Here is a 16,246-nt window from a genome sequence, read left to right as displayed (position 1 = left end):
GAGCCGCTCGATGACCCGATGGAGCCCGTTCGAAAATGCCCGGGGCGGGCACTTTCGAACAGACCCTCAAAGCTTGCCGTCCGCCGCCATCTTCATGAAGCTGTCGTCGAAACGCAGCGTCACATGCTGCGCATCGCCCAGCGTCTTGCCGCCGGGGAAAGCCATGCCCACCGCGTCGGCCGAAGTCGCGCCCTTGAACAGGCCCTTGGAGAAGCTGAAGTCGCGCACCCGCGTCATCGTCGTGACGAGAGCCGGAGCGTCGGCGGCGGCGACGGCTGCCTTGGGATCGGAATAGAGGAAAGTGGTGCTGAGCTGGCTGTCGAAGGATTCGGGCGTCGCGCCCGCCAGCTTGGCCATGGCCGCGCGGGCCGCCTTGCCTTGCGCATCCTGGCGCACCATCAGCGCCGTCGTCTCGTACCAGATGCCCGCCAGCGCCTTGCCGAGGTTCGGATTGGCCTTGAGCGTGGCGGTATCGACGCAAAGCAGGTCGAGAATTTCACCCGGTATATCGGCGGAGCTGAAGACGAGCTTGGCCCCCGGCTGCGCCTTCATCGCATTGAGCTGCGGGTTCCAGGCCACCGCAACCTTGACGTCCGGGCTGGCGAAGGCGCCGACGATATCGGCATCCCCGGTATTGACCGTCTTCACGTCCTTGAGCTGAAGACCCGCAGAATTGAGACCGCGAGCAAGCAGATAGTGCGACACCGAAAGCTCGACGAGGTTGATCGACTGCCCCTTGATCGCCTTGAGATCGCCGCCCTTCATCAGGATGCCGTCGTTGCCGTTCGAATAGTCGCCGACGATGATCGCGCTGGTGTCCTTGCCGCCCGCAGCGGGGATCGTCAGCGCGTCCATGTTCGCCACGGTCACGCCGTCAAGCTTGCCCGCGGTGTACTGGTTGACCGATTCGACGTAGTCGTTGATCTGGACGATATTGATCTTGAGCCCGTATTTGTCGGCCCACTTCTTCACGATACCGGCCTGCTGGGCATAGGGCCAGGGCATCCAGCCCGCATAGATCGACCATCCGATATTGAATTCCGTGCGCTTGGTCGCTTCGCTCGGTCCCTGCGAGCAGGCGGCGGTGGCAAGCACTCCCGGCATCACGGCGGCCATCAGCGCGGCCCTGGCAATGCTGCGGATCGATACGATCATGACTCGGTCCCCTTTCGCAGTGCAGCATTGCCGCATTCGAAAGCGTTGTCCATCACAAAATATTACATATCTAAGATTACGTAATACCGAAGATGGCCAGGACGGCCGGTAGAACCCATCCGGAGACGGCGCGCTTCAGGCGATGGCTTCGCCCGGCTCCTGCACGTTACGCCTGCGCCGCACGGGGCGCTTCGCCGCGCCCTTGTCGTGAAGTGGCGGGAGAAGCGCCGTGGTCGTCACCAGCTCAAGCTGATGAACCCCGCGGATCGCCCGCAAGGCGTCGCACAATTCCTTGAGACGGGCGGCAGGGCCCTGCACCAGCAGCACTTCCAGCGACTGGTCGTCCTCCAGGAAGACATGCTGCGAAGAGATCACTTCCTTCAGGTATTCCGCCTGGCTCTGCGCCAGTTGCTGGCGCACCCGCCCGCGATCTCCGCGATAGACGAGGGTGATCGTACCCGCCAGCATCTCCTCAGGCCGGGTAAGCGCCTCATGCTCGGCCAGGGCGTGGCGGATCAGTTCCGCGATCAGTTGCGAACGCGACGGCAAGCCGCGCTCTTCCACCATCATGTCGAGCTGGCGGAACAGGTCGGCGGGCAAGCTCATGCTCAGCCGGGCGAGATTGGCGGCGTCGCTGCTCACGCGGCGTCCCTTTCGGCCGGGACAACAATCGGGGTCACAATCGTGCGATACATCGGCCTCATGCCTACCGGCAGTCGCGCGATCCGTCCAGAGCGCGCCTCCACTCATAAACCCCATCGATGAGGGTCATCGATTTATTACCATTGCGCCTAAACGTATTATCGATACCGTTGTCTCCATGGTGCGGGCAGTTCGGGGACCATCCGTGGCGCAAGATTCAACAAGCAGTCCTACGCGGGCCGCACAGCCGCCTGCGCGGCCGACATATCCCAACGGCAATATCGCGCTGGGATACAACCCTCCCGGTGTGCGTCATACCGATAGCGTGGTGCCGCTTCATCGCTCGCAGCCGGTCGTCCACGACTATGCCTGCGACGGACCGGCTCCGGGAAGCCTTTCCTTCCGCTGGACCTACGGATCGAACGTCGCGGCGAAGAACCGCGATCCGCGCGTCCAGGTGGTGCAATACAACGAAGATACCTTCGTGCTGCGCCAGAACGTCTGCGTCCACTGGGAAGCCCCGTTCACCTACCTGCTGTTCGGCAATGCCGGGGCACTGCTGATCGATACCGGCGCGACGGCGAACGCGCGGCACTATCCGCTGCGCGAGACCGTCGATGCCATCATCGCCCGCTGGTGCCAGGCGCGCGGGCGCGCTTCGCTGCCGCTCACGGTCGCGCTGACATCGGGAGAAGATATCGCGCAGAATCAGGGCCTGGTGCAGTTCGCCGGGCGCCCCGGCACCACGATCGTCCCGAAGCCGCTCGCAGCGATGAAGCAGTTCTACGGTCTCGGCGGCACATGGCCCTCGGGCACGGGCCGCATCGACCTGGGCGACCGGGTGATCGAAGTGATCCCGACGCCGGGTACCCACAAGGACGGCGTCAGCTTCCACGATCCCTACTGCGACATCCTGTTCACCGGCGATCTCCTGTTTCCCGGCAAGATCAACATCGGCAACGACCGCGATTTCCTGGCCTCGCTAGAGCGCCTCCAGGCGTTCACTGCCAGCAAACCGGTCAAATGGGTACTGGGCGGACATGTCGAGATGATGTTCGTGCCGGGCCGCTATTACCCGCGCTTCGCCACCTACAAGCCCTACGAGCGAGTGCTGGAAATGACGCCCGAGCTCATCGACGAAGCGATCGTCCAAGCACGCGCGGTCATGGGCAAGGACATGATGCTGATCAGGCCCGACTTCGTGCTGTTCAACGGCGTCAGCCCCGACCAGAAAACCAGGGTCTGGCCCGAAGGCGTGCCCAGGATCGACGCGCCCCACCCGTTCTGACCTTTTCGAACATCAGGAACTCCATGATGGATCGCCGCACGTTCCTTGCCCACAATGCCGCCATCGCCGCCGTTCCGCTGACCGGAGCGGCACTTACCGCGACCGCGACCTCCGTCTCGGCCGCAACCCGGCCCGCGCCGATCGATTTCCGCAGCGATCTCCCGGCGAAGGGCGCCTTTCCGAAGCGATGGATCTGCGGCTCGTCGTCCTGCATGGACAATGTCGACCCGCCCGTGCAGGTCCACTGGTACGATCCGCATACGGCGATCCTACGCCAGAACAAGGCCTACAGCTACGAGGCCCCCTTCGCCCCGCTCTACTTCGGCAACGACCGCGTGCTGTTGCTCGACGAGGGCTACGTTCAACTGCGCAACGACTGTGATTACCGCGCTGTGGTGGACCAGTGCATCGAGGAATGGTGCCGCCGCAACCGTCGCGATCCCGCAAGCCTGGAGCTTCTGGTCGCGTTCAGCCACCTTCATGCCGACCACTACGCGGCCACCAACCAGTTCGCGGACCGCCCGAACACCCGCTGCATGGGGCTGACGCACGAGGAAATGGTCGGATTCTGGGGGATGCGGAACTACCCGGAGGAACGAATCACGCTCGATCTGGGCGGGCGGGAAATCCTGATCTGGGGCTCTCCCGGCCATGTCGTTTCCGAATTCGCCTATTACGACAGCTACACGCAGATTCTCTATACCGGGGACATGTTCTATCGCGGCAGGTGCTACATCAGCTTCTGGCAACCATGGTTCGACAGCATGAAGCGACTGATCCAGTTCTGCGATACCCATCCGGTGACACACGTGATGGGTTGCCATGTTGAAATCAGCAAGGACGGGCAGGACTACGCTTACGGCATGACCTGGCAGCCGGACGAAGCGCCGGTAGAGATGACCGTCCAGCAGTTGCGAGACGCTTATGCCCATGCGCAGAAGATCACCGAACCGGGAATCTACTTCACAGGAACAGTATTTCTCTGCAACCAGACGCGTGGAACGACCACGATCGACCGGAATCCTTATCGCTACGATTGATCGGCCTTGGCGAATCGGTTTCTGGCGCCGACCGAAAGTTCGGCGTTCCGGCACGGGACGCTTCGCCACAGTCATGCTTCGGAGCCAGCCTGAGATCGGCAGATTTCCGGACTTTACATGCGATTGGCGCCGAAACCGCATCAGGACGAATTAATACTCTTGACGCGAAATGTAATATCCATACCGTGTATCAAGTCGCCTGGCAGAGCGATGAAAATCCGGGAGAGAGCAACTGTAGCAACAGGCCGGTCCACTGGCCTGGAGGGGGGTTTTCGATGGAACAACTGCCAATCTCCTGTACGGTTCTCTCGGGCGTCGATCCGCAGGACGGCACGTCGCATAACGGACATTCGCTTCCTCGCCGAACCGGCAAGAGCCTGAAGCAGACGCTCTTCGACCTGATTCCGGCCCTCTATATCCTCGCCATCGTCGCGTTCTGGGGTCTGGCACCGAAAGGCCTGATCGAAGCGCCGTGGACATTGATCGCCGTGACCTCGCTGATCACCCTGAGCGTGTTGGGGCTGGAATGGATCAACGAGCGCCATGCAGGCTGGCGCATGAACCGGCGCGAGTTCTTCACCGATCTCTTCTACGTGGTGCTGGGCGCAACGGCGATAACCTGGGCCTCCTCGACGCTGGCCGAAGAGCCGCTGAAGGCACTCAAGGCCTCGATCGGCATCTCGACCGAATGGGCGATGCACCTGCCGTTCCTGGTGCAAGTCGCGATGGTGATCTTCATCATCGAGTTCGGCCAGTACTGGATGCATCGCCTGATGCACAATTTCACGCCTTTCTGGCTGACGCACGCGCCGCACCATCACATCACCCAGCTCAACGCCGCGAAGGGCTACGTCGGCAATCCGATCGAGCTGTTCCTGATCAGCCTCAGCGTGCTGGCGCTGTTCGACCTCCCTCTCGCGGCGGTCTTCTGCGGGATCAACGTGCTGGGTGCGGTTTCCACGTTCGCTCATGCGAACGTCCGCGCAGATCCGCCCGGCTTCTATTCGCTGATCTTCACCACGATCCGCCATCACAGCCTGCATCACTCCACGGACTACGAGAGCACGCGCTGCAACTATGCCAATTCGCTGATCCTCCTGGACCGCCTGTTCGGAACCTATCGCGCGGGCGAGGCCAGCGTGGTCGGTCAGGACGATCTGAGGCGACTGTCGATCCGGGAGCAGTTCCTGTTTCCGTTCCAGCCCGCGATCGCGGCCTGGACCCGAAAGAGAACCGAGAATTCGGCCACGGCAAATTAGGTCGGGCGGCCAGACGCAAACGATCCGGGCCGCCGCCAGGCAGTATCGGAAACCAGAGACGCACCGGCGCAACATCCTCGAAGATGGCCGGCCGTCATAACGACAAGCGGCATCCGACAGGTCCGGCGCAGGCAGGCCGGGCGAAGGGGAGCCCTAGAGCATTTTCTAATCAGGTGGAATCACCTGATGACTCGGAAAATGCGCGAAACAAGAAACTAGAGCGGTTGATCCGGTGCAACCGGATCGGAAACCGATCTAAACCAAGGACAGGGAAGCACATGACACATCGCGCGAAAATGAGGGCGGCCCTGCTGTCCGCGACGATCATCACCGGCACCGTGGGCGCCATGCCCGCGCTGGCGCAGGACGCAGCGGAGACGGTGGATACCGGGGACGCTATCGTCGTCACCGGCACCCGCCGCGCCACCACGATCATGGATACGCCGATCAACATCTCCGCCATGGGCGCCGAGGAACTGAAACGCCAGCGCGTCGACGACGTGCGCGATCTGGCCGATTTCACGCCGGGCCTCACGATCTCCGACACGGGACCGGGATCGACCGGATCGATCGTCCTGCGCGGCCTCAACGCTTCGGACGTGAGTTCCGGCGGCGCCAACTACGACGACTCGATGGGCATCTACCTGGGCGAAGTTCCGCTCTACTACGACTTCAAGCTGCTGGACATCGCCCGCGTCGAAACCTTGCTGGGGCCGCAAGGCACGCTCTACGGCCTGGGCACGCTGGCCGGCGCGATCCGCTACATTCCGAACCGCCCCAACGTGGACGCCTGGGAAGCCGAAGGCCACGGCCGCCTCTACGCCAAGGGCCACTCCGACAACTTCGGATACCAGGCGGACGGCATGATCAACATTCCACTGGTGCGCGATCACGTCGCCTTCCGTTCCGCCACCGGCTACTACTATGATCCCGGCTTCATCGACTATCCGCTGCTGCTCCAGACGCCGGGCGTTTCGCTGCCCCAGCCCGGCGGCACCGACGGCGTCACCCGCGAGGAATTCGCCGCCAACCTCCGCCGCAGCAAGGACTTGAACTTCGAGCGCACCTTCACCACGCGCAACCAGCTGCTGATCCAGACCAGCGAAGACCTGAAGGCGATCTTCACTTACGCCTTCCAGCGCACCAAGACCGACGGCGCCCAGTCCAACAGCGCGGGCGTGATGGGCACCGGCAAGTACCAGAACGCCAGCCGCTACGAGGAGCCGGTCAACCGCCGCGCGCATCTGGGCAGCCTGGAACTCGATGCCAACATCGCCGACATCGTCGACCTGGTTTCGACCACGGCCTACACGAACGTGCGGACCCGCTCGCAGGCCGACAATACCGACCTGCTGCTCGACCTCGACTACGACTACGAGCTGTTCCCGGCATTTTCGAGCTGGAACGAAAGCGACGGCCGTCGCAAGCAGTTCAACCAGGAAATCCGACTGGTTTCACGCCACGGCGGGCCGTTCAACTGGGTTCTGGGCGGCTTCTACAACCGTCAGAAGTATCACAACGACTATGCCGAACACGTTCCGGGTCTCTCGGACTTCTACGGCGTCACCGGCAATCCCGACGATCTCGAATATGTAAGCTATACCAAGTCGAAGATTACCGAAAAGGCGATCTTCGGCGAAGGCACGCTGAAGATCACGCCGGAATGGCAGGTGACGGGCGGTGCGCGATACTTCAAGTATACCTCCGACGTCGCCGGCGCGCTGGTGTTGCCGCTGCTGGGCGATCCGCTCAGCCCCTATGACGTCGATGCCGCGGGCGGCAAGGCGAAGAAGGACGGCTGGGTGTGGAAGCTCAACACGTCCTACAACTTCACGCCGGACCTCATGGTCTACGCCACCTACAGCAAGGGCTATCGCATCGGCGGCCCGAACCGCGTCGCCCCCTGTCCCGATCCCGTCCCCGCCGACCAGCAGAACGCCTGCGCCCTGCCGAACGAAGTCCAGTTCGGTCCCGACAAGACGAAGAATGCCGAAATCGGCGTGCGCATGCAGTTGTTCGAACGCAAGCTGGCGTTCAACTTCGACGTCTTCCATATAAAATGGGACGGCATCCAGGTTGACTCCGCCACGTACTACGGCGTTACCGGCATCACCGTGAACGGCGGTTCGGCCAAGTCCCAGGGCTTCGAAACCTCGTTCCAGTTCCGGCCGGTACCCGCGCTGGCGATCCAGGGCAGCTATTCCTACACGGATGCCAAGCTGACCGAGGACGTGCCCGGCATCATCACCATCCGCACGACGCCGAACGACTACGATGGACGGCCGAAATTCACCCAGCTCGATGCGCTGTCGGGCGATCGCCTGCCCGGATCGGCCAAGAATTCCGGCAGCCTCGGCGCCACTTACACCGTTCCCGTGGGCGAGGGCGTTGTCAGCGCCAACTGGACGGCGACCTATCGCGGCAATGTGGTCTCTCGCATCGGCTGGGACCGCGGCTATGGCGACAAGATCCCCGGCTACGTCCTGCACCGGGCAACCCTGTCGTACGAGACCGACAAGTACACCGTCAGCCTCTTCGCGAACAATATCTTCGACAAGTACGCCGTGGTCTCGGTGGGCCAGGATCGTTCGCGCATCGGCGTCAACGACGGCGTCGTTTCGCGCTACTATCGCCAGACGGTGCTGAATCCGCGCACGGTGGGTGTGGAAGCGCGTATCAAGTACTGATACCCGCAGGACACCGAGTACGGCAGGGGTCGTCGCCCGAAAGGGGGCGGCCCCTGCCGGTTTCTATTCGGTGGCGATGCCCTGTTCTTCCAACCAGCGTCGCGCCGGTTCCAGCGCCGCCGCATAGGCTCGCCACTTGCCGATCCCGTCACTGTTGATCGGCCGACGCACTTGTGCCGCGCTGGGCGTGGCCACGGCCGCCCGGTTTTCATGGAACGCGAGGCAGGCCGGATCCCACTCCAGCCCGCAATGCGCCAGCAACCTGCGCGTCTGCCCTTCCTGATCCGCGACCAGTCCTTCGTAGGAGAGTTGCAGCACCGCACCGGGTCGATACTTCTCCCACATGGCCATCAGCCGGTCGAAGCGCGCATAGTAGCGGGCCGTGTCCATGAGGTCGTAGGAATAGGCGTAATAGGCCGACTGGCTGGCGAAGAGGTTCTTGTAGTTGCTCCAGATCGTGTCGAGCGGATTGCGACGCAGGCACACCACCCGGGCATGGGGCAGCGCGCGCAGGATATGGCCGATGTAGAGGAAATTGGCCGGAAGCTTGTCCGTGAACCGGGGTTTGCCGTGTCTGCAATGAACCCTTGCCTGCGCGAGGTAGGCCTCGCCCAGCGCCGCCGGATCGAGCGTCTTGCCGGCGGCCACGGTTTCGGGATCGAGAACCCGGCGTGACGGCGTTCCCGCAAGCTTCTTCACGGCCAGCGGCATCGCCTGCAACTCGCCCGCCGCCTCGACCTGCGGGTGGGAGGACAGGATGCGGTCCACCAGCGTGGTGCCGGTGCGCGGCATGCCGACGATGAAAATCGGCGCTTCGTCGCTGCCTGCACCGATCGGCCTGGCGCCGTCCGCCTGAAGCGGTCGTTCGCAGAACAGGGCTTCGATCGCGTCGAATATCGCGCTGTCCTGCGCGAAGTCGTAGCCGAGCGCCGCCTTCTGCGCATCGTTGGCGGTGGAAAGGTGGTGCAGCGAATCCGCCGTCCTGCCCAGATCCTCCAGTTCCTTGGCCAGCGCATAGCGCAGCCGCAGCCTATCCCCCGGACTGCGGGCCGATTCCAGCGCCGTTTCCAGACGCCCGATATGATTGGCCTCCGCCGACTGACGCGACAGGATCGCCAGCGCATAGTGCACCCGCGCATTGCCGGGATCGCGCGCAAGGATCGTTTCGTAATGCGTGCGCGCCTGCGCGACCTTGCCGGTAAACGCGCTCGCAGCCGCAAGATTGTAGCGATATTCCACGTTGTCCGGCGCACCCGCCACCGCCTGTTCGAACGGAGCGAGCGATCCCGCGTGGTCCCCCAGCCGTACCAGGACGCAGCCGATCGTATCGAAAGTGAGCGGATCGCGCGGCCCCGCCGCCATGGCCCGGCGCGCGGTAACGGCCGCCTCGCCGTCGCGCCGGGCCAGCACCAGCAGCTTCGCCAGTTGCGCCAGATGCTCGGCATCGCCCCCGCGTGCGACGGCGGCTTCGAACAGGGAAATCGCTTTCCCGACATGCCCGCCTTCGGCCAGCGCCATGCCCAGCAGAAAGTAGCCCTCGGCGCGATCCGGAGCGTGCTCGACCAGCCGCTTCGCCGCTGCCGCCGCTCCGGCCAGATCGCCGTCCGCCAGCGCTTGCCGGGCATCCTGCCCTGCGCGAGCAGCCGATCCGTCAGCCGGAGAGGAGCGCATTTTCAAACCCGATCACCATCGCCCCCGCATTCGACAACCTGGATCTTGTTGCCGATCGGCGGGAAAGAGGCAAATGCTTCAGAAGGCCGGCACCACGGCGCCGGCATACTTGCGCGCGATGAAGCCCTTCACCTCGGGGCTGCGCAAGGCCGCGATCAGCTTTTCGACGCGCGGGTCTTTCCGCGCCTTCTCGGTGCCGACCACGAAGTTCACGTAAGGGCTGTCCTTGCCCTCGATCAGCAGCGCGTCCTTGTTGGGATTGAGCCCCGCGTCGAGCGCATAGTTCGTGTTGATCATCGCCATGTCCACCTCACCCAGCACGCGCGGCAGGGTGGCCGCCTCGATCTCGCGGAACTTGAGGTTCTTGCGGTTCTGCACGACATCCTGCGGCGTCGCGGTCATGCTCCCCGGATCCTTGAGCGTGATCAGCCCGGCATGCGCCAGAAGCTGGAGCGCCCGGCCGCTGTTGCTCGGCTCATTGGGAATGGCCACGGTGGCGCCGTTCGGAAGCTGGTCGATCTTCTTCCACTTGCGCGAATAGGCGCCGAACGGTTCGATGTGAATGCCTGCAAGCGGCACCAGGTTCGTGCCCTTCGCCTTGTTGAACTCTTCCAGGTAGGGGCCCGTCTCGAAGTAGTTCACGTCGATCCTGCCTTCGGACACCTGCACGTTGGGCTGCACGTAGTCGTTGAACACCCGCACATCGAGCTTGAGGCCCTGCTTGGCGAGGGCAGGCTTCACGAACTCCAGGATCTCGGCATGCGGCACCGCCGTTGCGGCGACCGTCAGCACGTTGGGATCGCCGGCACTGCCCGACTTGCCGCAACCGGCAAGGATCAGCGTGGCCATGGCGGCGAGGAGCAGGCGTCGTTGCATCGGAAATCCTATTTGCGTGTGAAGCGCCGGACCAGACGGTCTCCGGCCACTTGGAGAAGCTGAACCATGGCGAGCAGGAGCACCACGGTTACCAGCATGACGTCGGTCTGGAAACGCTGATATCCGAAACGGATCGCCAGATCGCCCAGCCCGCCCGCGCCGACCGCCCCCGCCATGGCGGTGAACGAGATCAGCGTGATGGCCGTCACCGTGGTGGCGGCGATGATCCCCGGCAGGGCTTCCGGCAGGAGCGCCCTGAACACCAGGTCGCGCGTGGTCGCGCCCATGGCCTGGACCGCTTCCACCGTATTGCGGTCCACTTCGCGCAGGGCCGTTTCCACCAGCCGCGCGAAGAACGGCGCCGCCGCGATCACCAATGGCGGGATCGCGCCCGCGACGCCCAGCGAGGTGCCCACCAGGATCACGGTCAACGGAATCATCACGATCAGCAGGATGATGAAGGGCAGCGAGCGCACGAGATTGACCAGCAGCGCCAGCACGCCGTTCCCCAGCCGGTTGGCCCAGGGCTGCCCCGCCCCGGTCAGGAACAGCAGCACGCCCAGCGGCAGGCCGAGCAGGATCGTCAGTGCCAGCGAGCCGCCCAGCATCGCCAGGGTATCGAGGCAGGCCTGCGCGATCTCGCTCCAGTCCACATTGCTGAAAAAGCCGCTCATTCGACCTCGCCCTCCCGGCGCAGCGCCGCGATGGCGCGATCCGTGTCGCCTCCGAGCAGCCCCAGGGTAAGCCTGCCGAAACTGGTGTTCTTCAAGCGGCCGATGCGGCCGTCGAGGATGATGAAATCGGTGCCGGTATCCCGCGCGATGCGGGTCAGCACCGGGTCCAGCACCGCCTGCCCATGCAGGGTGAGCCTGACGATCGGCCCGTCGAACCCGGAAGGCTGCGCATGTTCGGTCGTCTCGTCGATCAGTGCCCGCGTTTCGCTGGCGCGGGGACGAAGGAACACGTCCGCGACGCTGCCGGTCTCCACGACGCGGCCCGCGTGCAGCACCACAACCCTGTCACAGACCTGACGAACCACTTCCATTTCGTGGGTGATCAGGACGATCGTGAGGCCCAGCTCGCGGTTGAGATCGGCTATGAGGTCGAGGATGTTGCGCGTCGTCTCGGGGTCGAGCGCGCTGGTCGCCTCGTCACAGAGCAGGATTTCCGGATCGGTGGTCAGCGCGCGGGCAATGCCCACCCGCTGCTTCTGGCCGCCGGAAAGCTGCGCGGGATATTTGGTGCCATGGTCGGAAAGGCCCACGCGGTCGAGCAGGGCAGGCACTTTCGCCGCGATCTCGCTGCGCGTCGCGCCGCCGATCCGCAGCGGCAACGCCACGTTGTCGAACACCGTGCGCGACCAGAGCAGGCCGAAGTTCTGGAAGATCATGCCCACGCGCGAACGCAGGCCGCGCAGGCCCTCGGCGGACAGCGCGGCGACATCGGTGCCGTCGATCAGCACACGCCCCGTGGTGGGCCGCTCCAGCCCGTTCAGCAACCGGACGAGCGTGGACTTACCGGCGCCCGAACGGCCGATGATGCCGAACACTTCGCCTCGTCCGATTTCCAGATCGACGCCGGTCAGGGCCGCATGGGCACCGCCGAACTCCTTACTCACGCCTTCGAGGCGAATCATGCTCATACCTTGCTTTCGCACCGTCTGCGGTGCTTCGAAAATCCCTGGTGCCTGCTGGCACTGGCCTGTGTCGAGGTGATCAAAGCCTCCTTCAACAATCTCCAGCTTTTTGCTAGACAAAATGAAGCGCGGCGACGCCGCTCGCCTATCGTAGCCGCTCGCTCAGGAAATCCACGAAGACCCGCACCCGTGCCGGCATGTTCGCGCCGCCCGCGAAAACGGCGTGGACCAGTTCCACGTCACCGGGATTGTAGTCTTCCAGCACCGGAACGAGGCGCCCCGATGCGATCTCCTCCACCACGCTGAACCGGCCTACGCGGGTGATGCCCACCCCGTCCGCCGCAAGCTGGCCCAGGGTTTCGCCGTTGTTCGCCTCGATCGTGCCGCGAACGCTCAGCGCGTAGTCGCGCCCGTCGCGGCGGAACGGCCAGACCGGCTCGGCGCGGCGGAAGTTGAAGTTCAGGCAGTTGTGTTCGAGCAGGTCTTCCGGCACCAGCGGCGTGCCGTGCCGCGCAAGATAGTCGGGCGCGGCCACGATCACCCGGCGGTTCTCGCCCAGCTTGCGCGCGGTGAGCGAACTGTCCGCCAACGGCCCGAAGCGGATCGCAACGTCCGCCTCGCCCGCCGCGACATCGACCAAGCGGTCGCTCACGCCGATATCCACCAGGATGTGCGGGTAGCGCCGCCCGAATTCACCCAGCAGCGGAAAGACGGCAAGGCGGCCATGCGCGTGCGATACGCTGATGCGCAAACGGCCACGCGGAGTTCCGCGATCGGCGATGGCCTGCTCTGCCTCATCGAGATCGGCCAGGATCCGCCGCGCGGCGCCGAGATAGGCCTGCCCCTCGGCCGTCAGCGACAGCGCCCGCGTGGTCCGCAGCAGCAGGCGAACGCCCAGCCGGGCCTCGATCCGGTCCACCGTGCGGCTGACCGCCGAAGGCGTGAGCCCCAGCAATCGCCCGGCCGCGGAAAAGCTGCCCTCCGCCGCGACCGTGGAGAATACCTCCAGCGACCGCGCCCGGTCGGCGCCGGGCGACGCCTTTGCATCCGATTCAAAAATCCCTCGCATGAAAGCTGCCTACCGCGCCGGGGCGGCATGGGAAACCCCTCGCCGGGACGGCATTGGAAACCCTCGCCGGGAGGGCAGGGGAAACCCTCGCCTGCCCGCGCGTTTAAGGCGCATGAGCAACGCCAAGAGAGCGGACGATACGAACGCCGCCGTCCCCAACATCGTCGATCCCAGCGACGCCGCGCAGAGCGTCGGCCTGGTCTACGTCAGCGATCAGGAGCCCGGCATCACGCGGCGCAAGAGCGGCAAGGGGTGGTCCTACCGCAAGCCTGACGGAAAGCGCATCACCGACAAGGCCGAAATCGATCGTATCCGGCGCATCGGCATTCCACCGGCCTATACCGATGTCTGGATCTGCCCCGACGAGAACGGCCATATCCAGGCCACCGGCCGCGACGCGCGCGGACGCAAACAGTATCGCTACCACACCCGCTTCCGCGAAGTGCGCGACAGCACCAAGTACGAACACATGCTGGAATTCGCCAGGGCGCTGCCGGCGATACGCGAGCGGATCGATGCCGACCTGAGACGGCGCGGCCTCCCCCGTGAAAAGGTGCTCGCCACGATCGTCCGGCTGCTGGAAACCACCATGATCCGCGTCGGCAATGCCGATTACGCCAAGCAGAACAAGAGCTACGGCCTGACCACGCTCAACGACCGGCACGTGAAGATCGAAGGCAGCGAACTGCGGTTCCGCTTCAAGGGCAAGAGCGGCAAGCAATGGAACCTCAGCCTGGCCGACCGCCGCGTCGCCAGGATCGTCAAGCAGAGCCAGGATCTGCCGGGGCAGCACTTGTTCCAGTACCTCGACGAGGATGGCACGCAGCGCGAGGTGACGTCCACCGACGTCAACGCCTATCTGCGCGAGATCAGCGAGAGCGACGTAAGCGCGAAGGACTTCCGCACCTGGACCGGCACGGTGCTGGCCGCCCTTGCCCTTGCCGAGTTCGAGACATTCGACAGCGAGGCCGCCGCCAAGCGCAACGTCCGTACCGCGATCGAGCAGGTGGCGTCGCGGCTGGGCAACACGCCTGCCATATGCCGCCGCTGCTACATCCACCCCGAAGTGATCGACAGCTACATGGAAGAGGCGCTGGTGCTGGAGATCGAGCAGGAAGTGGAGCGCGAACTGCGCGAGGATATCGGCGATCTGCGCCCGGAAGAAGCGCTTGTCCTGGCCTTCCTGCAAAGACGCCTGGATGGCAAGACCGGTCGGGGCGCTTGAGGGAGCGCGAAGCCACGCCGCGCTCCCCCGAAGCTCAAAGCTCCCGTTTGACCGGATAGACCCCGGCGAACGCATCGCGTTGCGGCAGGCGTTCGCTCAGCCATGCGGTTCTCGCTTCGGGATCGCCGGCGAAGCCTGGGTCTGCGGCCAGTTTCCGCTCGAACTCCGCGCGCAGCGGCGCATTTGCCGCCAGCAGGGCGTCGAGGATCGGGGCGATGACGAAATCCTCGGTGCCGGCAGGCGCGGACAGCACTTCGGGGAACAGGCCCCAGGCCAAAAAGCTGTCCTGGCTCTCCGGCTCCAGCAGCGCCGCCGCCAGCAGGCCGAGAGGCTGGTCCGAAACCACGTGCACGGTGCCTGCCGGAATCGTCGCCTCGGTCCGCTCATGCTCGAAGCGGGCTTCCAGCGGGATGCGGCCATCGTGTTGACGGGCGAGCTTCATCTCGTGAAGCCGCACGGTATCGACCGGCAGCGTACGCGCGGCTTCCAGGGTCTCGGTGCGGATGCCGTGAAGGCGCAGCTTCTCGATCACCTCGCGATAGGCGGACGGCACCAGCCAGGCCTTGGGCAGGGTCACGGATTCAACCGGATCCTGGCCGATGATCGGCATGCGGAACGTGATCGGCCGCCCGGTCCAGCGCTGCTCCATCCGGCCGGTGGCAGGCGAGCGGTACATCTCGAAAGCCACGCCCTTGAATTGGTCCACCCAGCCGATCGGCGTCGGCGACGGCTTCCAGCGGGTGAGCAGCTGCGCCGGACGCTCCGCGCGGTCCGCCGCCTTGGCTGCGGCGATGCGGTCGGCATCCTGCCCCGCCAGCTTCAGGGCCGCTTCCAGCAGCACGTAAGTCCCGAGAACGCGCTGGCGATAGGGCTTGAGCATGTGGTTCTCGACCAGCACAGTCGGCACGCCGATGAAATCGCCATAGCCGGTCGAATAGCGCGGGCCTTCGGGAGCGTAGCGGATGCCCTTCTCCGGCGCGCGCGTGTCGATCGGGCTGGGATAGACGATCGGTTCATGCCCAGCCTTGGTCAGCGCCGCCTTTGCGGCGGGGCCGAACCTCTGCTCCAGCCAGCTCGCGGTGGCGCGGTGCCGGGCGTACTTGCCCCAGCCGGCGTATGTGTACGTCACGTCGTACTGCATGTCGAAACCGCCGCTGACGTGGCAGTCGATGTAGAGCACCGGATCGAGCCGTTGCAGCAGGCCCACCATCGCGCGCACTTCGGGGGTGTCGAGCTTGGAATAGTCGCGATTGAGGTTGATGTTCCTGGCGTTACCTTCGGTGCCCTTGTCCTCGGGGCCGCGCACGTGCAGGAAATTCCAGGGGCTCGCGCGCTCGTGACCGTCCACGTTGAGCACCGGCACGAAGACCAGGTCCACCTTGTCGAGCAGATCGTCCTTGCCGCGCAGGGCTATGTCGCGCAGCAGCATGAGACCGGCATCCTTGCCGTCGATCTCGCCCGAATGGATGCCCGCCTGCACCAGCACTACGGGGCGTGCCGCGCCTGCCGCCTTGCTGGCGCGGACCATCAGCAGGGCACGGCCCTCCTCGCTCTTGCTGAAGGTCTCAACGGTGACGAGCGGCGATGCCTTGGCCAGCTTGCGAAGCCAGGCGCCCACCTCGTCGTAGCCCGGCGTAGTGCGAAAACCGGCGGCTTCGGCAGGCGTGATCCAGGGATCGCCAGCCCGGACCACCAGCT

The 16,246-nt window shown here is 64.7% G+C and carries 13 protein-coding genes; 5 read left to right on the top strand and 8 right to left on the bottom strand.

The annotated features are described in order from the left end of the window. Positions 1-66: 66 nt before the first annotated feature. A complete protein-coding gene (locus ACI3K3_RS19865; RefSeq protein ID WP_404916821.1) occupies positions 67-1,155 on the bottom strand; it encodes a putative urea ABC transporter substrate-binding protein in 1,089 nt (362 codons plus the stop codon). A 135-nt stretch (positions 1,156-1,290) separates the two neighbouring features. Further along, on the bottom strand, positions 1,291-1,761 hold the full coding sequence (locus ACI3K3_RS19860; protein ID WP_404916863.1) for a CopG family ribbon-helix-helix protein: 471 nt from the start codon (positions 1,759-1,761) through the stop codon (positions 1,291-1,293). Between the two features lie 343 nt (positions 1,762-2,104). Between ACI3K3_RS19860 and ACI3K3_RS19855 the strand changes: the two genes are divergently transcribed. The 4 genes from ACI3K3_RS19855 to ACI3K3_RS19840 all read left to right on the top strand — a co-directional run bounded on the left by ACI3K3_RS19855 (position 2,105) and on the right by ACI3K3_RS19840 (position 8,071). Continuing rightward, positions 2,105-3,085, top strand: a complete 981-nt coding sequence (locus tag ACI3K3_RS19855) for an MBL fold metallo-hydrolase (protein WP_404916819.1) — start codon at positions 2,105-2,107, stop codon at positions 3,083-3,085. 23 nt (positions 3,086-3,108) lie between these two features. Then, positions 3,109-4,125, top strand: a complete 1,017-nt coding sequence (locus ACI3K3_RS19850; RefSeq protein WP_404916817.1) for an MBL fold metallo-hydrolase — start codon at positions 3,109-3,111, stop codon at positions 4,123-4,125. Between the two features lie 275 nt (positions 4,126-4,400). After that, positions 4,401-5,384 (top strand): sterol desaturase family protein, encoded by a 984-nt coding sequence (locus ACI3K3_RS19845; protein ID WP_404916815.1) that lies wholly within the window; start codon positions 4,401-4,403, stop codon positions 5,382-5,384. A 278-nt stretch (positions 5,385-5,662) separates the two neighbouring features. Beyond that, on the top strand, positions 5,663-8,071 hold the full coding sequence (locus tag ACI3K3_RS19840; RefSeq protein ID WP_404916813.1) for a TonB-dependent receptor: 2,409 nt from the start codon (positions 5,663-5,665) through the stop codon (positions 8,069-8,071). A gap of 63 nt (positions 8,072-8,134) precedes the next feature. Here ACI3K3_RS19840 and ACI3K3_RS19835 read toward each other — a convergent pair whose 3' ends face one another. The 5 genes from ACI3K3_RS19835 to ACI3K3_RS19815 form a co-directional block, all read right to left on the bottom strand. Then, positions 8,135-9,742: a tetratricopeptide repeat-containing sulfotransferase family protein gene (locus ACI3K3_RS19835; protein WP_404916811.1), complete on the bottom strand. Its 1,608-nt coding sequence runs from the start codon at positions 9,740-9,742 to the stop codon at positions 8,135-8,137. 78 nt (positions 9,743-9,820) lie between these two features. Then, complete coding sequence (locus ACI3K3_RS19830) at positions 9,821-10,618, bottom strand: MetQ/NlpA family ABC transporter substrate-binding protein (protein ID WP_404916809.1); 798 nt, start codon at positions 10,616-10,618, stop codon at positions 9,821-9,823. An 8-nt stretch (positions 10,619-10,626) separates the two neighbouring features. Beyond that, positions 10,627-11,292, bottom strand: coding sequence for a methionine ABC transporter permease (locus tag ACI3K3_RS19825; RefSeq protein ID WP_404916807.1), 666 nt, complete (start codon positions 11,290-11,292; stop codon positions 10,627-10,629). Further along, complete coding sequence (locus ACI3K3_RS19820; RefSeq protein ID WP_404916805.1) at positions 11,289-12,260, bottom strand: methionine ABC transporter ATP-binding protein; 972 nt, start codon at positions 12,258-12,260, stop codon at positions 11,289-11,291. Before ACI3K3_RS19820 ends, ACI3K3_RS19825 begins: the two co-directional genes overlap by 4 nt. A 139-nt stretch (positions 12,261-12,399) precedes the next feature. Continuing rightward, a complete protein-coding gene (locus tag ACI3K3_RS19815) occupies positions 12,400-13,323 on the bottom strand; it encodes a LysR substrate-binding domain-containing protein (RefSeq protein WP_404916803.1) in 924 nt (307 codons plus the stop codon). A gap of 112 nt (positions 13,324-13,435) precedes the next feature. On the opposite strand from ACI3K3_RS19815, the gene ACI3K3_RS19810 reads away from it, so the two are divergent. Continuing rightward, the gene (locus tag ACI3K3_RS19810) at positions 13,436-14,548 is read left to right on the top strand and encodes a DNA topoisomerase IB (protein ID WP_404916801.1); all 1,113 of its coding nucleotides are present in this window, start codon (positions 13,436-13,438) and stop codon (positions 14,546-14,548) included. Positions 14,549-14,582: 34 nt separating this feature from the next. On the opposite strand, the gene ACI3K3_RS19805 is transcribed toward ACI3K3_RS19810, so the two are convergent. Continuing rightward, the coding region (locus ACI3K3_RS19805; RefSeq protein ID WP_404916799.1) for a M14 family metallopeptidase at positions 14,583-16,246 on the bottom strand (1,664 nt) is incomplete at its 5' end.

The organism is Novosphingobium sp. ZW T3_23, from assembly GCF_044987305.1.
In the GTDB taxonomy this organism is placed as follows: Bacteria; Pseudomonadota; Alphaproteobacteria; order Sphingomonadales; family Sphingomonadaceae; genus Novosphingobium.
The sequence above is the reverse complement of the archived record's forward strand: the minus strand, read 5'-3'. Positions and strand labels throughout refer to the sequence as shown.